This is a genomic window from Vineibacter terrae, assembly GCF_008039615.1.
GTDB lineage: Bacteria > Pseudomonadota > Alphaproteobacteria > Reyranellales > Reyranellaceae > Vineibacter > Vineibacter terrae.
Map to the genome: position 1 here is coordinate 19,495 of NZ_VDUZ01000046.1, position 19,958 is coordinate 39,452.

Annotated in this window: 12 protein-coding genes; 3 read left to right on the forward strand and 9 right to left on the reverse strand. The window is 68.8% G+C overall.

The features are described 5' to 3' along the window. Window positions 1-209: 209 nt before the first annotated feature. The 9 genes from drmB to FHP25_RS30980 all read right to left on the reverse strand — a co-directional run bounded on the left by drmB (window position 210) and on the right by FHP25_RS30980 (window position 16,184). Entirely contained in the window at window positions 210-2,081 is a 1,872-nt protein-coding gene (drmB, locus tag FHP25_RS30940; protein WP_147850854.1) for a DUF1998 domain-containing protein, read from the reverse strand. Beyond that, the gene (gene drmA, locus FHP25_RS30945; protein ID WP_218578731.1) at window positions 2,078-5,668 is read right to left on the reverse strand and encodes a DISARM system helicase DrmA; all 3,591 of its coding nucleotides are present in this window, start codon (window positions 5,666-5,668) and stop codon (window positions 2,078-2,080) included. The genes drmB and drmA overlap by 4 nt, the downstream gene beginning before the upstream one ends. Next, window positions 5,611-6,126, reverse strand: a complete 516-nt coding sequence (locus FHP25_RS30950; RefSeq protein WP_147850855.1) for a hypothetical protein — start codon at window positions 6,124-6,126, stop codon at window positions 5,611-5,613. The genes drmA and FHP25_RS30950 overlap by 58 nt, the downstream gene beginning before the upstream one ends. A 7-nt stretch (window positions 6,127-6,133) precedes the next feature. Next, window positions 6,134-7,234, reverse strand: coding sequence for a helix-turn-helix domain-containing protein (locus FHP25_RS30955; RefSeq protein WP_147850856.1), 1,101 nt, complete (start codon window positions 7,232-7,234; stop codon window positions 6,134-6,136). A 17-nt stretch (window positions 7,235-7,251) separates the two neighbouring features. After that, window positions 7,252-9,177: an N-6 DNA methylase gene (locus FHP25_RS30960; protein WP_178133912.1), complete on the reverse strand. Its 1,926-nt coding sequence runs from the start codon at window positions 9,175-9,177 to the stop codon at window positions 7,252-7,254. Between the two features lie 5 nt (window positions 9,178-9,182). Continuing rightward, window positions 9,183-12,395 carry a DISARM system SNF2-like helicase DrmD gene (gene drmD / locus FHP25_RS30965; RefSeq protein WP_147850857.1) on the reverse strand — a complete coding sequence of 1,071 codons (3,213 nt, stop codon included), beginning with the start codon at window positions 12,393-12,395 and terminating at the stop codon, window positions 9,183-9,185. A 95-nt stretch (window positions 12,396-12,490) separates the two neighbouring features. Then, window positions 12,491-14,263, reverse strand: a complete 1,773-nt coding sequence (gene sppA, locus FHP25_RS30970) for a signal peptide peptidase SppA (protein ID WP_147850858.1) — start codon at window positions 14,261-14,263, stop codon at window positions 12,491-12,493. A gap of 41 nt (window positions 14,264-14,304) precedes the next feature. After that, window positions 14,305-15,237 carry an ABC transporter permease gene (locus FHP25_RS30975; RefSeq protein WP_231712544.1) on the reverse strand — a complete coding sequence of 311 codons (933 nt, stop codon included), beginning with the start codon at window positions 15,235-15,237 and terminating at the stop codon, window positions 14,305-14,307. Continuing rightward, complete coding sequence (locus FHP25_RS30980) at window positions 15,234-16,184, reverse strand: ABC transporter permease (RefSeq protein ID WP_147850859.1); 951 nt, start codon at window positions 16,182-16,184, stop codon at window positions 15,234-15,236. Before FHP25_RS30980 ends, FHP25_RS30975 begins: the two co-directional genes overlap by 4 nt. A gap of 611 nt (window positions 16,185-16,795) precedes the next feature. Here FHP25_RS30980 and FHP25_RS30985 point away from each other — a divergent pair. Genes FHP25_RS30985 through FHP25_RS30995 form a run of 3 tightly spaced genes read left to right on the forward strand, consistent with a single transcriptional unit; the run spans window position 16,796 to window position 19,822 of the window. After that, a complete protein-coding gene (locus tag FHP25_RS30985; RefSeq protein ID WP_147850860.1) occupies window positions 16,796-17,767 on the forward strand; it encodes a tripartite tricarboxylate transporter substrate binding protein in 972 nt (323 codons plus the stop codon). Further along, entirely contained in the window at window positions 17,764-18,321 is a 558-nt protein-coding gene (locus FHP25_RS30990) for a tripartite tricarboxylate transporter TctB family protein (protein ID WP_147850861.1), read from the forward strand. Before FHP25_RS30985 ends, FHP25_RS30990 begins: the two co-directional genes overlap by 4 nt. Window positions 18,322-18,337: 16 nt before the next feature. Next, complete coding sequence (locus FHP25_RS30995) at window positions 18,338-19,822, forward strand: tripartite tricarboxylate transporter permease (RefSeq protein WP_147850862.1); 1,485 nt, start codon at window positions 18,338-18,340, stop codon at window positions 19,820-19,822. Window positions 19,823-19,958: the final 136 nt, after the last annotated feature.

The window sequence follows — 19,958 nt, forward strand, 5'->3', positions numbered from 1 at the left end:
CGCAAAAAGTCAAGCAAAATGGGCTCAGGAGCAAGAGTCAGATGATTGCGCTCGAGGTCTGGCGCCTGGAATCACTGGTCGCTGATACATCCGTCATCCCGAGCGTAGCGAGGGATCTCCTGCGCGGGACGCACGGTGCGTCATTCGCGGGAGATCCCTCGCTGCGCTCGGGATGACAGTCGCGACTCACCTTTCATCGATAGCCGGTGCTAGATGGCGCTGAAGAAGCTGGATTCCTCGGCGGCCATCGTCGGGATGAGAAGAGTCCGATCGAGGAACAGGTTTCTTATCTCGCAACTGGTTTCCGCGACGAGAAGGCAGCCATGGCAGGCGGCGCCGTGTGTGGCCCGATCGCCGCTCTTGTCGTCGGGCTCATGGTCGGCGCACACAGGATCGTTGGAGCAGATCCTCAGCCGGTCCAGCGCATTGTGGAGGATCGAGGCGATCCGCGGCGCTGCTGCCACGAGGCCACCCAGCGTCCCCTGCGCGCCGGCGCTCGCGGTGTAGATCAGGATGCCGCAATGCTCGGCATCGCCTCCGGCTCTCGAGCTGCCCAGCGCATAGACGCGCTCCTTCAACGAGCTTGCCGGATAGCCGCAATCCAGGCAGATCTCGGCCATCAGCGCGTGCGAGATGCTGTGCAGCAGCACGTACGGCGTGCCCGGGTATTGAGGCGCGTTGCGCGAGAAGCGCCTTTGCCAGTGGCCATACCCGGCAAGGAGCTTCTGATGGCGAGGCCGGGTCTGTTCCCGCTCCAGCCACCGCGCGATCGCGGACTCGTCGAAGTGGATGAAGATGCCTTCCCCGAACTGCTCGATCGCCGGCAGCCAGTCGGCGTCCCGCGAGATCGGGGCACCGCGAACCGCAAGCTGGATATCCTCGATGTCGCCGTCGGCGCTTGTCGGTGCCGCCTCGAAGCGCGTGAAGCCATACAGGCAGGACACTTCCCGCAGCCGATGGACGGCGACGACGTTCCTGATCGCGCTCAGGTCGATGCGTGCGTCCGGGTCGGCCCAGGCGTCGCGCGGCAGTGTCTGGGCGTAGAGCTTCGCCGTGGGATGGTTGTGCCCGATCTCCGGCCGGCCGCTCGCGAAGACGGTGAACTCCGACAGCTTGGGCGAGCGCCTTGCGTCGATCCGGGCGCCGTCGCGAATCCGCTGAAGGCGATCGAAGATATCGCCATCGGCGTAGGGGCCGAGCGATGCGGAGACCTTCGGGTTGAACCGTTTCGCCTGCGCGACGTCACCGACGGATTGAACGCCCGCCAGGTCGGCAGAGAGCTCCTCGACCAGCCGGGTGAGCTCGTCGTCCTCGGTCGGCAGCGATATGACGGTATAGACCTGCGGGAAATGGGTGTTTGTCGCGGTGCGCGTCAGCAGCTTCAGCTTGTCGCCGCAGCCATCGGGATCGCGATCGAGCAGCCATGGCCGCTCGCCACGGCACTTGCCCAGGCGGCCGGGCAGGAACGCGTCCCGAAGCGAGAGGCGGCTGCCACAGCCGCACACGATGCTCGTGGCGGCCGGGTCGGCGCTGGTGCCTTCCTCCTCCACCCACATCGGCTCCTGGCAAGGCGTGGAACCGTGGACCACCCAGCGCCAGTCGATGTCCTGCAGGTGTCCTTTCTCGCAGGCGGCGACGAAGCGGATCGGCGTGACCTCGCTCTTGCGCCCGTCGTCGAAGACGAACCGCCGGCGGCCCCTGGTATCCAGGTCCTGCCAGCGCACCAGTCGCCGCCGACGCGTCGCCTTGCCGCTCGTGGTTCCGGTCTCGACCTGCTCGCAGACGAACCAGGTCGGAAACACGGGCGCCGTGACGCCCCGGGGCATGCGCTCGGCGCCATTCGCCGAGACCGGCGGGGTGCGCAGCGACAGGCGCGTCCCCGGCGCCAGGCGTCCCTGGTCGGCCAGGAGCTGCTCCAGCCGGGTCGTGAGGCGGGGCTCGGCGATGGTCGTGAAGGCGTTGCCCTGCATATCCCAATGCTCAAGGCCGCCGACGACGACCGATCGCGTCGGCAGGTCGACCATCGCGCCCGGCCCGAAGGTCGAGATCACCTGGCTCAGCCGCTGGGCGTTCTTCGTCATGCCAAGTCCTCGGCGTGCGCGATGGTGTTGCCGTATGGATCCCTGACCTTCAGTGTCACGCTCGGCTCGACGTCGCGCATGGATCGGCCGGCGACGAAGTGCCTGTGGGGCTCGGCCAGGTTCGCGATCTCCGGCTCCAGCGGCATATGCAGCAGGCGATGGGGGCTCTTCCTTCTGGCATAGGCGAAGACGTTGCCGCCAGCCGCCTGCTCATCCGCCGTGCGGATCCAGGCGTCGAGCAGATCGTCGATCAGGGCGGCGAGGGCAGAGCGGCCGCCCGCGACCATCGGCTCCGGTGCCCGGGCGACGATGGCGTCACGCACGGCGGCGCGTGTGCCGATCTGGTCCTTCAATTGAGCCACCGCGGCCTCGGGCGTCAGGGCCGCATCGACATGGCGTGCCGCGGCGACCACGACGGCTGCCAGTGCGCGGTCCAGCGCCCGCGCCGCCCATGGCGTCACGCTGGTGGCTTCGACCGCGCGATAGAAGGTGCGGTGGAATTGCGCGAACTGCTCGAAGTGCATCCGGTCGCGCGGCTTGTGCAGGTTCAGCACGGCGACGACGAGGCCGGGCCGCCGATGATCGCGGCCGACGCGGCTGGTCGCCTGGATGTACTCCGCCGCCGTCTTCGGCTGCCCCTGGACGACCATGAGCCCGAGCCGCGTGATATCGAGCCCGACCGAGATCATGTTGGTGGCGAGCGCGACATCGATGGTGTCGGCGTCTCCGCCGAAGACCGCTTCCAGCCGCTGCTTGGCCTTGGCCACCTCGTCGGTGGAGACACGCGAGGTAAGCTCCATCGGTTCCCTGATGCTGCGATCGGCGAACGGGCTGTCCGCCGGCTGCACGCGTCGGCGCTGTGTGCCGTAGCGCGCGGCGCGATCGCGCACCTCGTCCTCGACGATCCGGCGCGCGCCGCCCAGCTCCCGCAGCGCGTTGAAGTAGCACAGGGCCGTCATGTAGGGATCGGCTGGGCTGCTGCCTTGTGCCTCCGCCGGCGCGTGTGCTTCGTATGCTGCCTGCGCCGCCGCAACCAGCGTCGTCAACGCACGCAGGAACACGAGCTTCGGGCCGCGGCCCTGCGCGGCGATGCCCAGATAGAGCCGGGCCGGGTCCCGGGATGCCGGCACCGTGCGCGCGAAGAAGCTGTCGGTGCGGTCGATGCCCGGCGGCGGAAAGATGCTGGTCGTCGGGCGATCGAAGAGGGCGCGAATCTGATCGGCTGCCCGGCGCACGGTCGCCGTCGATGCAACGATCTTGGGGCGGACCGGCTTGTCGCCCCCTGGCCGGGATGCAAGCTGGTCGATGGCCGCCTCATACAGTCCTGCCACAGTGCCGAGCGGGCCTGCGATCAGGTGCAGCTCATCCTGGATGATCAGATCCGGCGGATCGAGGGAGAAGCCGTTGGCGAGCGTCTGACCCTCGCCCGGCTCGGCCGCGCCGTAGAAGCCGACACCATCCTGGAAACGATCGACATGGCCGAAGAAGGCGCCCGTCTCGCCGACCCAAGGCAGGCTCGCGAACTTGTCGACGGTGGCGATCAGGAACGCGGGAAGACGCCGGTAGATCGGTTCATCGACCGTGAGCACGGGCAGGGGCCGGTTGCGGCTGAAGTCGCAGGCCGTATTGACGCAGCGGATTTCAAGATTCCGGGGCGTGTGCTCGTTGGGAATACAGGCGAAGGAAGAAGCCGTAAAGGGCGTGCCGCACCAAGGACACGCCTTGAGCGGCGCCGGCGCGCGCTTGTCGCGTCCGTTACGATAGCGCCGCACGCGGCCGACAGCCGTCGCCTCATTGGAGTCGCCCCGACCGCCCAGACGATTTGGAGAGGCGTCGGAACCAACCCACAGGCCGATCTCGATGTACCAGTCGCCGAGCAGCCGCCGTCCCTTGTCATCGATGTTGGCAGGATCAGTGCGCATGAGCTCGAGCGCGCAGACAACGCCGGCGGCGCGCGCGAGCTGGTCCAGGGTGAGCAGGCGCAGGGTGTAGCGCATGATGACGGCGACACCGGCGCCAAGCACGCCGGGCCCCATCAGCCGGCGGTACGCGATCACGAAGGCGGCGAGTCCGAGATAGGCTTCCGTCTTGCCACCGCCGGTCGGGAAGAAGAGCAGGTCGGCGGTCTCGCGATCGGCGTGGCGGCGATCGGCCAGGCCCGCCAGGTTGAGCAGGATGAAGGCGAGCTGGAACGGCCGCCATTGCGGTGCGTCCATGGCGTCGGGGTTGCCCTTCGCGCCAGCGGTGCGCCGCCGCGCCGCCCGCGCCACCGCCAGGTTCATGAAACGGAATGCCATGCGCGCCCGGGCGTCGCGGGCCAGGACGGCAATGCCGTCCGCGATCCGGCCCTTCGCGGCGTTCATGTAGGCGATCAGGCGTTCACCAGTCTCGCGTCGGCGGACGGGTAACCGCTGCAGCTTGCCGTGCTCCGCGTCGATCCAGAGCCCGTATAGCGCAGGCAGATCGCTCAGGGCGTCACCCAGCGCCTTGCCGTCTCCCTCGGCCAACGCTGCAAGCGTCTCCATGCCGAACGTGACACGCGCCTTGAGATCGGCGTCTTCGTTCGGTGCGACGCGTTCAACTTCCGCCGATGGCAGGGGATCGGTCCACACGTGCGTGACGATCCCGGCCGCGTCGGCTGCGCTGTCCCAGCCGGCGGCGGCGTTGCGGCCGATCGCCCATTCGCGCACGTCGCGATAGTGCAGATCGGCGATCCGCACATCCCAGTCCCGTGCGCCATAGCCGGACAGGTCATGGCGCGGCCGGAAACCGGATTCGCAGACGAGCCCGAGCCGTGCCTGGAACGCGTAGCTCACGTCGGCATAGTAGCGATGCACCTTCGCCCGCCGGTTGACGAGAAATACGGTCAGCGCCCGCACGCGCTCCGTTCTGCCGTCCGGCGTCGCGTAGCTGAAGAGGCGCGCGTGCGTTTCCAGGACCAGGCCACCGCCTCGGACCTGTTCGGCGGCGCTTTCCGGCACGACGCTGGGTGCGTTGCGGCCGTCGTGAACCCGGAGGCGGACGCGCTGCTCCCTGGGCGCGCGAACCCAGTCGACCACGGGGCGCTCGATGCGTTCCGGCTTGCTCTCCTCGACGGACTCCTCCGGCTCGGGCAGGAGGATGGCCTCAGGCAGCGGCGGTTCAGTCCTGTAATCTCCCCACGACACACGGGCCTCGACCTCGGTGACATCGGGATCGAGCAGCACCGTCAGTCCGATGGACGAGGGCAGGAAGCGTCGCCGCGTGTTCGGGGTTTCAGGCTCGTCGGCATCGCCGGCCGCGCCGCCGGCACCATCGGTGTCCGGTTCCTCGACGTCGATCTCCATCTCCTCTTGCGCCGAGGGATCGTCGTCGGGCGCTCCGTCGAGGCCCATCGGATCATCCGCCGGCGCGAGAAAGCCGGTCAGGTACCAGCGCGAGGGGCTCTCATTCAGCCGCTCGGTCGCAAGATCGGAGTCCTGCGGGCCCGGGCCGATCAGATCGCGGCGAAACAGGTCGACGATGCCGGCGCGGATCTCGACTGATTGGGTCATGGTCTTTTCGATCCTTCCGACACGACAAGCGCGCCGAGTGTCTGGCTCAGCCACTTCGCCGTGTAGGCTGGCGGGAGCGCAATCTTGGGCCGAAACCCGGCGGCATCCAGCAGCGTCTCCAGGGCGACGAGGCGCTCGCGAAAACCCAGCCGCACGCCGAAGCGCAGGCTGGCCTTGTCGGGCCCGCACAGCACCCAGCGATCGCTGCGGGTCAGCGCATGCGCCCATAGGGACCGTTCGCCGACGTCGAGAGGGATGTCAGGCGCCTGGACCGCCACCACGGCAAGTTCTGCATCGCTGACCGGATGGACCGCGGCCAGCGATGCACGCAGCACGGCGGCATCGATCTGGCGCTCCGGCCGCCGCCGCTGAAAGCCTGTCTGTGTTTCGGTCACGCAATCCTCGACAGTCTCCACCCTGTAGCCGCCGGCCAGCGCACCCCAGGCCCCGGCGCGGAACGCCTCCAGGATCACGTTGGTATCGACGAGAACGGGCCCGCGATGACGCGCCACGGGGCCCTCACAGCTCGATCGGGGACTTCACCCCATGCGTCATGAACAGGTCCGCAAGATCGTCGAGGGTCATATCCAGCAGGCCTGCGGCACGCCGCGCCGAGACGCGGCCCTCATCGATGGCAAGCGCAAGCACCTCCATGAAGGATCGCGAGAAGAGGGGCGGCGGAACCGAACCGGCCGGCGCGCGCGCCATCCGAAGGGCGCTGTCGGGAATCGCGCGTGCCCTGGCAGGCTTCAGCCGGTCGAGCGCGACAAGGCGCCATTTCAGCGCCGAGGCCGTGACGTGCAGGTCGGCGGCCACGGATTTCAGGCGCGCGATCAGTGCTTTGTCGCCCTCCGGCCAGCCGCCGAACCGCTCAAGCACCGGCGCCGGCATCAGCACCGCCGAGGCAAAGCTGTTGGCAAGCTGCTCCACGCGGTTGCCGCCGGTCTCCCGGGCTTCCTCGGCGTGCTCCGGCGGCATCACATCCCAGGTGAGGATGTGGAACAGCTCGTGGGCGAGGTCGAAATGCCGGCGGCCGGCGACCTCGTGCCGGTTGATCAGCACCACGTCCAGCTCGGGCAGGCGGCAGGCCGCGCCCGATATGCCCTGGAACGCGTCGACCATCAGCACCAGGATGCCGAGCTCGCGCTCCATGACGTCCGCCAAGCGCAGCGCCGGCACGTCGCCAAGATCGAATTCGGCTGCGAAGCGCTCGCCCGCCGCCATGGCGTCCTCGAACGGGTGGTGGCGCGTAATCCCGAGCGCCCGGCGCAGCAGCGGTGCCGCACGCCCGACCTGCGGCGCGATCGCGCGGAAGGCGGCCACCCAGCGCCCGGCGCTGCGCTCATAGGCGCTCAGGCGCTCCGCTCCGACGCCGGTCTGTCGCCACGAAAACCGGCCTTCGCCCACCAGGAGGAAGGGATCGGTGAAAAAGTCGAGCGGGGCCTTGAGCTTCTCGACGGCCACGAGAAGCTCTTCCGCCGAGACGCGCCGTTCGCCCGTCTCGATCGCCGATACCGTCTGGCGGTCCTTGAAGCCGAAAAGGGCGGCGACGTCGTCCTGCGACAGGCCGCGCTCCTCGCGCAGCGCCTTGATCCGCGTGCCGATCAGGTTGGGGGTCATGTCTGAGCCTCTCGCGTCTATATAATCTTGCAAACAGACACTTGCAAGATTTTCTTGCGCGCGGTTTGTGGGCGCCAGGAAAGGCTGTTTGCGGGGACGCGATCAGGGCTTGGGCTTTTCCGTCTCCTCGTTGTAGTTGCCGACGACCCAGATGAAGCTTTGCACATCGATCCGATCGCGCGGCAGGCCTCAACCAGGAAGGCGCCCGAGCCCATGGCCGGGTCGCACACCTTCAGCTCCAGAATCTGCTTCGGGGTTGCGTCCGGCCCCAGGCGTGCAAAAGCCGGCTCCAGCGCGTGCTTCACGATCGGTGCCGTCAGGCTGCGCGGCGTGTAGTGGCTGCCGGTGCGCCGGCGCTCGTCCGTCGGCTGCAGGATGGGCGTGCCGGCGGGCGCGGTTTCATGGCGCGGCGAGCCGCGCTGGTCGACGATGCCGTCGAGCGCGGCCGCGAGGTCATCTACCGTCCCGGCGCTCTCGACCGGTTTGGCTTGGCTCGCTGTCAGCGAGCGCCCGGCAGTCTCCTTCAGGTGCTTGATCCGGTCCTTGCCCTTCTTCGCCCGTAGATCATCGAGGTCGACGAAGACCGGCGTGCGGTTGTTCTTGCCGGCCCGGATCGCCAGAACCCGGCCGGGCGCGGCCTCGACCGTGAAGCCCATCACCGTCTCGTAGACGGAGCCGATCTGCTCGACATCCAGCGTCCGGTATGAGAGGCGCACGCGCTCGGCGCCGCGCAGCTTCACGGTCATCAGCCCTTCGAGGATGCGCAGCAGGCAGCCGTCCGAGACGTTCAGGATGCGGGCCGGCGCGTCCCGGGTTGTGCGGCCTTCCAGGAAGGGGAATGCGTCGGGATCGAACAGCTTGCCGCCGCGTGCGCGGACGAAGCCGCTAGCGTGGCCCTGATGGATCAGCCGGAACAGGGCCAGCAGCCGGCCCCAGCCGCCGCGACGTTCGTCCATGGTGTCGGGGTTGAGCGCGGCATCCTCCGCCAGCCGGGCATAGAGGCCGCGCACCGAATAGCTGGTCTCGTAGATCTCCCGCGCCCTGCCATCGGATCGCGACGGCAGCAGATCGCGGTCCTCGGCATAAAGGATGAAGACCAGACGCATCAGGACCGTGAGCAGGCCCTCGTAGAGGTGATCGGGTCGGGTTGCCGCCAGCTCGTCCATGCCGGGCCGCTCGGCGTCGTTGAGGCCGCGCAGCAGCTCATGGAAGGCGCCCAGCACCTGTTCCGCCAGCGCCGTCGATACCGAAGCCTGAGCGTCGCGGCTGCGCTTGAGCAGGGCCGGCAGGCGGCGGTCGTCGGCGTCGGAGAACAGGCGGAAGGAATCAAGCAGCAGCTTCAGGCCGCCCAGCATCGGGCGCCCGGCGACCGTGCCCAACGGCCTGAGCGGAAAGGTTACATAGCCCGAGGTCTCGCCGCGCGGCGCATAGATCAGCCTGATGGCCCTGTCCGTCACCATCAGGCCGGCGAACACGCCAGTGTCGCGCAACAGCCGCTCGAAGCGCTGATGCGGCGTCGCCTCCCAGCCATTGAGCGCGCCACGCGCATCCGGGTCGACGCCCACCGCCTCGATCCGCACCAGGAGCTGCCAGCGCTGCTCGCCGCCACCGAGCTCGGCGACAGCCCAGGTCGGCTTTAACGTGGTGTCGTGCTCGGGAAGGGAGACGAAGAACTCGGCGGGAATGGCCGGCCCGCCCGGCGCGCCGGCAACATGGGGCGCCACCCAGCCCAGCACCTGGGTCGCGAATTGCCACGGGTCGGGCAATGCCGGCTTGGAGGTGTCCGGATCGAGAAGCTCGGCGACCGCGCCGGTATCGATGGGCGTCTGCCGCAGCGGCGACAGGCCGAGCTCCTTGAGCAGGCCGGGCGCGGCGACAAGCCCGACCGGCTGGACATGATCGAGCCATTCGAGGTCAGGATCGCGATTCATGTCGAGGGGCATGGCGATTATCCCGAAGCCGGCCAGAGATAGACGAGCCCGACCGGCTCCAGGCGATGGGCGCGCACCTTGTATGAGTCGCGCAGACGCCGCGGCTCGTCGCGCAGCTCGCGGTCCAGGCGGCCCAGGCGTGCCTCCCAATGCCGCCGGTCCGCCTCGCGCTCGCGCCGCTCTTCCGGCACGAGATCGAGGGCGTACTGATCCGGATCGAAGTCCTTGGCGGCCTTGGCGATCCGCGATCGCTGCCGTTCGAGGAGATCGGACAGGGATCGCGCCTCATCCTCGCCACGCTTGGAGAGCTGGGCGCCGACGGCCGTGAGCCGCTCGGCGGCAATCCGCTCGAGCGTGGGGACAAGGTCGGCAATATCCCGGACAACGAGGGCCTGGATGCGCGCGACAGCGGCGCCCGGCGCTTCCCGGGCCTCGCGCAGCGCGTCTTCAAGCTGATTCAGGGTCTTTTCCTCGCCACTGTCGCCCAACGGTCGCAGCGGCTTGCGGTCACGCTCCGCCTCCGACCAGACCGCGGCGACGGGGATCACCTCCTCATGCAGGCGTGCGGCGCCGGCGCCGTAGACGGCGAGGCGGCCCATCAGCACGACACGCGGCTGCGCTCCCGGCCCGACGATGACAGACACGCGCGATAGTTTCGACTGGAAGCCCTGACTCAGGAACCGTGACAGCAGCCGCCGGATGAGCCGGTGCTCGAGGTGCACTTGCACCACATCGGTGGCATCACGGCCATCGGCCAGGACCGGTGGCTCGAAGGCGATCGCGCGCAGGGGCGCATCGCGTCGCCAGTCGCCGAGGCGCTCGCCCCGCTTGCGTGGACGGACCCGCAGGTCATCGAAAGTGTCACCCCAGCCGGCATCCCTGGCAAAAGCGGGATGGGCAGGGTCGAGCCGCCAAGTCTCGATCTTGCCCACCGGGTCACCTCGTGCGCTGTCGAGGGCGAGCCCCACGCGCGACAGGGCAGCCGCGGCGACGCGCTGCAGGTCGTCCGGATCGACGCCGACCCGCTCGCGCGAGCGTTCGAGCGCGCGCCGCAAATCGTCTTGCTCCTTCAGCAGCCGTTCGTGCCGGGCGCGCTCCTCGTCATCCATCTCGGCGCGGGCACGCGCCAGGCGCTCCGCATCGTTCTCTTGAGATATCGCGCGCGCGATCGCCGCGCCCTGGCCACGGCCGATCCCGCCCTCGGCCAGGCGCCTCGCGATGCGATCCTCGATCACCTTGCCGGCGGATCCGAGCTGCTCGCGGATGGTTTCCGTTTTGCGCACCAGCGCTTCCAGCACGATGTCGGCTTCGCGCTGCTCGTAATGGAAATAGCGGCAGAAGACCTGCTTCGCAGGCTGGAGCTTGCGGTCGATACGGCCGTTGCGCTGCTCAAGGCGCGAGGGATTCCACGGCAGGTCCAGATGCACGAGGTCGGCGCACCAGGCCTGGAGATTGATGCCTTCCCGCGCCGCGTCCGTGCAGATCAGGATGCGCAGAGGCTCGATGTCGGGGTCGGCATTGAAGGCGCGCTTGACCTCCTCGCGCCGGTCCGGTCCGGTCGCGCCGGTGAAGACGCCGATGCGATCGTCGGCGCGGTCGGTATCGGCCAGGGCCTCGCGCAGGCGGCGCTCCAGCCAGCGCCGCGTATCCTCGTATTCGGTGAAAACGATGAGGCGTCGACGGTTCCATGCCGATCCGGCCAGCAGGTTCGCCTTGATCCAGGCCACCAGCCAATCCACCCGGGCATCCGGTCGGGAGGCGTGCCGCTCGGCCAGCGCCAGCATCGCCTCGACAGCAGCCAACTCGGCGCGCAGGTCATCCGCGGCCGCATCGGCAACGCCCAGCGCCGTGGCCGCTTCGGCTGTCGCGTCGTCGTCGGCGTCGATGGCGGTCTCGGCAATCTGATCCTCCAGGCCGAGCTCGGCGCTGTCGTCGCTGGTCGGCCCTTCCACGAAGGCCTGCGCCGCAGCCGCAACCCGGGCAGCGTTCTCGCCTTCGATCACCCGTAGCAAGGTGGCGCGGTGAACTTTCAAGGTCCGCGCGAATGCCGCGACGGATGAGAGAAGCCGCTGCTGAAGCCCGACAAAGGCAAGCTTTGCCATCGAAGCCTTGTGAGCGGGCAGGCCGGCGATGCGCTTCATGCGCAGCACGCCATAATCGGCGAGCCGGCGCGCGAGATCCAGCTCGGGGGCATCCTCGGGCAGGCCGGCTATCGGGATCGGCTCGACGATCCGCTCGGGAAAGGCCTCGCCGAGACGCCGCAGATCCGCCTTCAGGCGCCGCACCATGACGGGCTCGAGGTCGCGCGGCCGAACCTCGACGCCGCGGGTGAAGCGCTGCGGGTCGAGCATCTCCAGCAGGGCCGAGAAGCTGTTGGAATGACCGTTGTGCGGAGTCGCCGTCAGGAAGAGGCGATGCTCGAAGCGCTCGGCAAGCTCCCGCACCGCCTTGGTGAGCTGGCTGGAGACGGCGTAGCGCACCCCCGCGGAGGGTGCCGCGTGGTGGGCCTCGTCGAGAATGAACAGGGCCCGGGCGCGAAACTCGCCCAGCGCATCGCGCAGCCCGGCAGCGTAGACCTCGTCGGCCAGCAGGCGGTGCGAGACGATGAACCGGGACCCGGTCGCCCACGGGTTCACCGAGAAGCCGCGCAGACGGCGCAGCTCGCCGATGCGTTCCCTGTCGATGATGTCGAACGACAGGCCGAACTTGGCTTCGAGCTCATCCCGCCACTGGACCGTCATCGATGGCGGAGCGGCGATGACAATGAAATCGATGCGCCGCCGCAGCAGCAGCTCGCGCGCGACGAGCCCGGCCTCGATCGTCTTGCCAAGGCCGACATCATCGGCGATCAGCAAGTTGACCCGCGGCAGCCGCAATGCCTTGCGCAGCGGCAGGAGCTGGTAGGCATCGAGCCGGATGCCGGCACGGAACGGCGCTTGCAGCAGATCGCGGTCGGCGGCCGTGGCCGACCGCCACCGGATCGCGCGCAGGTGCGCCGCCAGGACCTCGGCGCGATCGGGCAGGCCGTGGCCGACATGCCGCCAGCCGTCCTCGTCGAGCACGGCCTTGCCGATCTCCGCGTCCCAGAGCACCTCCAGCCGCTCGCCCTGGGCGTCATCGGAAATGCAGGAGAGGCTGAGGGTCTGCAGATCGTTCGGCTCACCATTCAACGACTCGACCAGCCAGTGACGTCCTCGAAGCTCAACAAAGCTGCCTGGTTCGATCGGCATCGCACGACGCTGCGGTTGGTTGACGACATTCAGTTGCATGCTTGAAGTACCAGAACATGCACGAATATGACAATTAATTTTCGCGGCGTGGTTGACTATCGCCATAGCGGCGGCAGCGGCGGCAGGCGCATGGTGTCGGCGTGCCAGTACAGGCCGAGCGCGTTCAGTCGCCGCGCCAGCGCCCGCGTCGTGGCGCCGGCATCCGTGGCGGCCATGATCTCGGGCGGCTTGCGGCCGCCGCCAAACACCAGCTCGAGCAGCCGCTCGATGGGCTCCTTCTCGGCCGGGTAGCGGCGGATCTGCACCTCCTGCGCAGCGTCGATGCCGGCCCGCGTCCTGGCCAGCTCGATGGCGCGGGTCAGCCCGCCGATCTCGTCGACCAGGCCGGCGGCCTTGGCTTGCGTGCCGGTGAAGACGCGGCCGCGCGCGGCGCGATCCAGGCGGGCCGGCTCGAGCTTGCGCGCGGCGCTCACCTTGGCCGTGAAGTCGGCATAGATGCGGTCGAGCTGGCGCTCGAGCAGGGCCTGCTGCTGCGGCGTGAAGCCGTGCAGCGGCGAGCTCATGGTGGCGTTGGCGCCGGTCGTCAGCGTCTCGACCTTGATGCCCAGCATGTCGAGCAGATCGCTCACCACGGGCTTGATCGAGAAGACGCCGATCGACCCGGTGATGCTGCCGGGATGGGCGACGATCGCGTCGGCCGGCAGGGCCGCGAAGTAGCCGCCGGACGCCGCCACGTCGCCGACCGAGACGATCACGGGCTTGCCGCCTGCCTTGGCACGCTCCAGCGCCCGGCGCAGCGTGTCGGATGCGACATAGCCGCCGCCCGGCGAATCGATGCGCACGACCAGCGCCTTGACGTCCTTGTCGCGCGCCGCCGCCGCGATCGCCGCCACGATGCGGTCGACGGCGAGCAGGGAGCCTTCCTGCAGCGGGTTGTCGTCGGGGGCCTCCGAGACGATCGTGCCCGAGGCGACGATCAGGGCGATCGTGTCGCCCGCGGGCGCCGCCTTCTCGAGCGCGGCGTAGTCGTCGATCGCGAACAGGTCGGCGTTCGTGCCGGCCTGCAGCAGGGCCTCCACCTTGGCCTCGTCGCCGTACAGGATCTTGTCGATCAGCCTGGCCTGCAGCGCCTCCTGGGCCGAGAGCGGGGCGCGGTCGATGAGGCTGCGCACATCGCCCGCGGCGATCTTGCGCGCGGTCGCGATGTCGGCCGTCACCAGCCCGTACAGGCCGTCCATGAGCTGCTGCAGGTTCTCGCGCTGCGGCGCCGTCATGGCGGCTTCGGTGAAGCTGTTGGGTGCCGTCTTGTATTCCAGGCGGCGGCCGCCTTCGAAGCGCACGCCGACCCGGTCCAGCGCCCCCTTCAGGAACGGCACCTGGGCGGCCAGGCCGACGACCCCGAAATCGCCGGTCGGCTGCACCCAGATCTTATCGAAGGCGGTGGCGAGGTAGTAGTTCTGCAGGCCGCCGGCCCCCTCGTCGAAGGTCTCGGCGAAGGCGATCGCGAACTTGCCCGAAGCGCGGAACGCGGCAATGGCATCGCGCAGCTCCTGCACCGAGGCGATGCCGGGGCCGTCGTCGCCCAGGGTCGCGACCAGGCCGGCGACTCGCGAATCCTTGGCGGCGTGCTGCAGCAGGGCGACGGTCTGCGACAGGCTCGGCTGCTGCCGGCCGAACAGCTTCAGATCGAGCCCGCCGCTGCTGGCGGTCTCCTGCGGCAGCTTGCGCCAGTCGATCTGCAGCACGATGCGTTCCGGCGGCGTCGGCCGCCCGGAGCCGGCCATCGAGGCCAGAAGGATCAAGCCGCCGATGCCCAGCAGCGTGAAGAAGCCGATCACGGCCAGCAGCCCGACCACGAAGCGCCGCATATGTCAGTCTCCTCTGCTCATTGCCGGGACGGCCGCCTGAGTCATCGCCGTTCGGCGCGCGGATCGAGCGCGTCCTGGAGCCCGTCGCCCACGAAGTTGAAGGCGATCACGGCGATGAAGATCAGCAGGCCCGGCCATAGCGCCAGCAGGGGCGCGTTCCAGATCAGCTCCTGGGCGCCGGTCAGCATGTTGCCCCAGCTGGCATGCGGCGGCTGCACGCCCAGTCCCAGGAAGCTCAGCACCGATTCGAAGAGCACGATGTTGCCGACCGACAGCGTGGTGGCCACCACGATCGGCGAGGCGGCGTTGGGCAGGATATGGCGCAGCATCAGGCGCAGCGGCGAGGCGCCGAGCGCGGTGGCCGCGCGCACGAAGTCGCGGGCCTTCAGCGACAGGGTCTCGGCCCGCACCAGGCGCGCCACCGTCGTCCAGCCGGTCAGCGCCACGATGATGATGATGCGGTAGAGCGACAGCAGGTCGGACTGGGCGACGCTCTCCGACACGCCCAGCTTGCGCACGTCGACGGCGGCCAGCACGATCAGCAGCGGCAGCAGGGGCAGCGCGATGACGCTGTCGGTCAGCCGCATCAGGATCGAATCGAGCCGTCCGCCGATGAAGCCGGCCAGCACGCCGACCAGGGCGCCGATGAGCGCCGACAGCAGCGCCGCGACCACGGCCACCAGCAGCGAGATCCGCCCGCCGTCGAGCAGGCGCTGGAACACGTCGCGGCCGACATCGTCGGTGCCCAGCCAGTAGCGCGCCGAGGGCGGCTCGAAGCGGGCCAGCAGATCGGTGAGGGTGGGATCGATGCCGCGCCACTGGGCGATCCAGGGGCCCGCCAGCGCCAGCGCCGCCAGCAGCCCCAGCAGCACCAGCGACGCCAGCGCCAGCCTGTGGCTGCAGAAGCGCTGCCAGGCCCGGCCGGCGGGCGTGCGGGCGCCGGCGATCGCGATGATGTCGGCCCGCGCCGTCACGTGCCGGTCCCCAGCCGCACGCGCGGATCGAGCCAGGCGTAGCCGAGATCGGCCAGCAGGCTGCCGACGAGGGTGGCGGCGGTGGCCAGCAGCAGGCCGACCAGGGCGAGGTTGTAGTCGTTGCCCATGATGGCGTCGTAGATCGACTTGCCCATGCCCGGCCGCGCGAACATGGTCTCGGTGATCAGGGCGCCGGAGAACAGGCCGCCGAACGACAGGGCCAGCACGGTCAGCGTCGGCGCCAGCGCGCCGCGCAGCGCATGGCGGCGGATCACGTCGCGTTCGGACAGTCCCTTGGCGCGCGCCGTGCGGATATGGTCCTGGCGCAGGACCTCGATCGTGGCGGCGCGCACGAAGCGCGTGTAGTGCCCGACATTGGTCAGCACCAGCACCGCCAGCGGCATCACCAGGTGCCGCGCGCGCTCCAGCACGCCGTCGCCGACGCCGCTGGCGGGCAGCCAGCCCAGCAGCACCGCGAACAGAATGATCAGCAGCAGCGCCAGCCAGAAGGGCGGCACCGAGATGCCCGCGAAGCACAGCAGGTTCACGCCGTAGTCGGCGGCCGAGCGCGGCCGGCGCGCTGCGAACATGCCGGCCGGCAGGGCGATCGCGGCCGAGATCAGCAGCGCCAGGCCCATCAGCAGCAAGGTGTCGCCCAGCCGCGGCAGCAGCACCTCCAGCACCGGCTGCGTGAAGGAGCGGGAGTAGCCGAGGTCGCCGCCCAGCGCGGCGCCGAGCCAGCTCAGATAGCGGTCCCAGATCGGCCGGTCCAACCCGTAGAGCGCGCGCAGGCGGGCGGCGTCCTCGGTGGTCATCTTGGGATCACCGGAGATCATGAGGTCCACCGGGTCACCCGGCATCAGGCCGATCAGGGCGAAGACCACCGCGCTCATCAGCAGCAGCACGACCAGCATCTCGGCGATCCGGCCGACGAGGTATCGCGTCATGCCGGCACTATAAGGCGCCGGCGCCGGCCGCGGGAGCCCGAGTGGATTGTGAGCGATAACAAAGGATTACCGAATCATGCCCGGTGAAACCCGTGACGCAAACGTCGGAAACTACGAAAACGCATCGGTCGATCCCCGTTGGCTGGCGCCGCACGGCCGCGTGGTCGGCGTCATGGCATGCATTCAGATGGCCAGTATATTATATTCTCGCTGAAAGAACAATCACTGTCATCCCGAGCGTAGCGAGGGATCTCCTGCGAAAGGCGCACGGTGCGCCATTCGCAGGAGATCCCTCGCTACGCTCGGGATGACAGGATGGGCCCGGGGCTACCGTAACCCTGGCCAAGCAGGCGACACGCCGATGTCCGCCTCTCGCGCGCATCGCGCATCTCAGCCATCACATCATTCTGGGTGATTTCCGGTCGATGATCCAGGGCATGGCGACGTGGAGTCTTGCTCGTCGAAGCTTCGGCACGGGAAAGGAGGGTGGCCAATCTCAGCGTGCGAAACGTCGCAGGCCTCAAGCTTGACCAGCCGCCGTGCGGTCCCGCACGCTCGATATCAATCAAGACGACGCATCCACGGGTGATGTCCAGGAGGGAAGAGCGAGAATGTATCGTAGAACCATGCTTCGTGCCGGTGGCGCGCTCGCCGCGGCCGCTTATGCCGCACCGGCCCTGTCGCAATCGGGCAAGTGGCCGAGCCGCGAGATCACACTGATCAATCCCAATGCGCCCGGCGCCTCGACCGACCTGACCGCGCGCATCGTCGCCCAGGCCCTGGAGAAGCGCCTCAACGCGACCGTTATCGTGAAGAACGTGGTCGGCGGCGCCGGCGCGCTGGGTCCGTCGACGCTGGCCGCGGCGACTCCGGATGGCCACACGATGGGGCTGGTCGCGATCTCCAGCCATATCACCGTGCCGAACATGATGGACGTGAAGTACGATCCATGGAAGGCGTTCGACGTCCTCGGCCAGGTCGCGTCGCTGCGCTACGGCATCGGCGTGCGCACCGAGTCGCCGATCAAGTCGATCGAGGAGCTGATCGCGCAGGGCAAGCAGAAGCTGCTCACCTACAGCTCGAACAATGTCACGAACGTGGTGGCGATGTTCCAGCTCGCCAAGCTGTCGGGCGCGAAGTTCCGCTGGGTCGTCTTCCAGGGCGGGGTGGAGTCGGTCACGGCCGCCATCGGTGGCCACGTCGATGCCGTCATCCAGACCGTCGCCGAGATGAAGCCCCAGATCGAAGCCGGCAAGCTGCGCTTCCTGGCGTCGGCGGCGACGGAACGCTGGCCCGATTATCCCGATGTGAAGACGTTGCGCGAGCTGGGCTTCGACGCCGTCACCAATGGTCCCTTCGGCTATGCCTTCCCGGCGGGCGTCGATCCGGCGATCAAGCAGCGCATGGAAAGCGCGTTGGCCGACGTCATGGCGGACAAGGCGGTGCAGACGCAGATATCCAACCTCGGCATCGTGCCCACCTATCGCAATGGCGCCGACTACGCCGCCTTCCTCAAGCAGATCGAAGGCGAGCTCGTGCCGATCCTGCGCGAGACCGGCATGTCGAAGAAAAAGGCGGCATGAGCCGGATGACGGGCGCACGATCCGCGACGCTCGGCCTGCTGGCGGTGGCGCTGATCGGCTTCTGGCAGGCGACGCGGTTGGAGAGCTGGAGCTTCGACGGACCGGGGGCAGGGTTCTTCCCGCAGCTCGTGGCCGGCCTGTGCATCGCGCTGGCCTTGGTGGTTCTCGTTGCACCGGGTCGTCCCGGTGCAACGGAAGCCGGCGACACGGACGCCGACGGCACCGGCGCCGAAGACGCCGACGCCAAAGACACCGGCGCCGAAGACACCAACCGGGCCGATGCAGCCGTGGCGGCGAGGAGCCGTCGCACCTTCGCGCTCTACGCCGCCTCGTTCGTGGTGCTGGCACTGGGCGCAGCCTATGCCGGCTTCGCCCTCACCGTCATCGCCGTCGCCATCCTGATCGTGCGCTTCGCCGAGGGGCGGTCATGGTTCGCCGCGATCGGCTATGGCCTGGCTTGCGCCCTCATCGGGCTGGTGTGCTTCGGCTGGCTGCTGCGGGTCGACCTGCCGGAAAGCGCCATCGAGCGCGCCTTCTACGCGCTCGTCCGCTGAGTGGGATTGTCTCATCATGGAAGCGCTGCTCGGCGGCTTCGCCGTAACCCTGTCGATCGAGAACCTGGCCTACTGCTTCGTCGGCGTGCTGCTTGGCACGGTGGTCGGCATATTGCCGGGCCTTGGCCCGCTGACCACCATCGCCATTCTGCTGCCGATCACGTTCAAGATGGACGTGACGTCGGCGATCATCATGCTGTCGGGCATCTACTACGGGGTCGCCTACGGCGGCACCGTGACGTCGGTGCTGATGCGCATTCCCGGCGAGGCGTCGTCGGTGGTCACGTGCCTCGACGGCTACGAGATGGCGCGCAAGGGGCGGGCCGGCGCCGCCCTGGGCGTCGCCGGCATCGGCTCGTTCGTCGCCGGCACGGTCGGGGTCATCGGGATCTCCTTTCTGTCGCCGCCGCTGGCGCAGCTCGTCGTGAAGTTCGGCCCGGCCGAGTATGCGATGCTGATGCTGGCAGGCCTGTCGCTGGTCACCTACATGTCGGGCGGCTCGCTCGCACGCGCCCTGCTGATGGCGGCCTTCGGCCTGCTGCTCGGCACCATCGGCAGCGATCCGATCAACATGACCCAGCGCCTCACCTTCGACCTCCTGTCGCTGGGCGACGGCATCAACCTGGTGCCGCTGGCCATCGGCCTGTTCGGCCTGTCGGAAGTGCTGTTCATGGCACGCCAGGATCCCGACGCCCTGAAGGTCCTGCCGCCGCCTTCGCGCCTGCTCGGCTTCATGCCGTCGCGGGAAGAAGCGCGCCGCTCGGTCGCGCCCGTGGGGCGCGGCACCGTGCTGGGCTTCCTCGTCGGCCTGCTGCCGGGCGGCGGCGCGGTGCTGGCCTCGTTCCTGTCCTATGCCATCGAGCGCAAGCTGTCGAAACGGCCCGAGGAATTCGGGCACGGCGCGGTCGAAGGCGTCGCCGGGCCTGAATCGGCCAACAACGCCGGCACGGCGGGCGCCTTCGTGCCGCTGCTGTGCATGGGCATTCCCGCCAACGCCATCACGGCGCTGCTGCTGGGCGCCTTCATGATCCACGGCGTCACGCCGGGGCCGACGATCCTCGAGCGGCAGCCGGAGGTGTTCTGGGGCGTTGTCGCCAGCATGTACATCGGCAACGTCATGCTGCTGATCCTGAACCTGCCGCTGATCGGGCTGTTCGTGCGCATCCTCGAGGTCCCGCGCGCCTTCCTCGCGCCCATGATCCTCGCCGTGTGCCTCATCGGCGTCTATTCGTCGAGCGGCAATCCGGCCGACGTCGTGCTCGCGGTGGTCTTCGGCTTTGTCGGCTACGGCTTGCGGCGCAGCGGCTTCGATCTCGGCATCGTCATCCTGGCCTACGTGCTGGGGCCGATCTTCGAACGGTCCGTGCGCCAGGCGCTGGCGATCTCCGACGGCGACCCCATGATCTTCTTTCACAGCTGGCTGTCGGGTGGATTTGCCGTCCTCGCCGTGGCGATCCTGGTCGCCGGCCTGTGGCCCAAGCGCGTGGGCCAGGCCGCGTGACAGCGCAGGCGGGACCGGGGAAGCGTCGGCTTCGACTACCTTTCCCGCTCGCGGCAGGGCTGTCCGGAAACGTCCCTTCTCCCCGCCTGCGCGGGCAGGGCATTCGCATATGCCCCTACCGTCATCCCGAGCGTAG

Excerpts from the sequence above, each read along its gene's own strand:
- FHP25_RS30955 (WP_147850856.1), bottom strand. The coding sequence starts at position 7,234 with ATGACCCCCAACCTGATCGGCACGCGGATCAAGGCGCTGCGCGAGGAG.
- FHP25_RS30960 (WP_178133912.1), bottom strand. The coding sequence starts at position 9,177 with ATGCCCCTCGACATGAATCGCGATCCTGACCTCGAATGGCTCGATCAT.
- FHP25_RS30980 (WP_147850859.1), bottom strand. The coding sequence starts at position 16,184 with ATGACGCGATACCTCGTCGGCCGGATCGCCGAGATGCTGGTCGTGCTG.
- sppA (WP_147850858.1), bottom strand. The coding sequence starts at position 14,263 with ATGCGGCGCTTCGTGGTCGGGCTGCTGGCCGTGATCGGCTTCTTCACG.
- FHP25_RS30995 (WP_147850862.1), top strand. The coding sequence starts at position 18,338 with ATGGAAGCGCTGCTCGGCGGCTTCGCCGTAACCCTGTCGATCGAGAAC.
- drmB (WP_147850854.1), bottom strand. The coding sequence starts at position 2,081 with ATGACGAAGAACGCCCAGCGGCTGAGCCAGGTGATCTCGACCTTCGGG.
- drmD (WP_147850857.1), bottom strand. The coding sequence starts at position 12,395 with ATGCCGATCGAACCAGGCAGCTTTGTTGAGCTTCGAGGACGTCACTGG.
- FHP25_RS30985 (WP_147850860.1), top strand. The coding sequence starts at position 16,796 with ATGTATCGTAGAACCATGCTTCGTGCCGGTGGCGCGCTCGCCGCGGCC.
- FHP25_RS30990 (WP_147850861.1), top strand. The coding sequence starts at position 17,764 with ATGAGCCGGATGACGGGCGCACGATCCGCGACGCTCGGCCTGCTGGCG.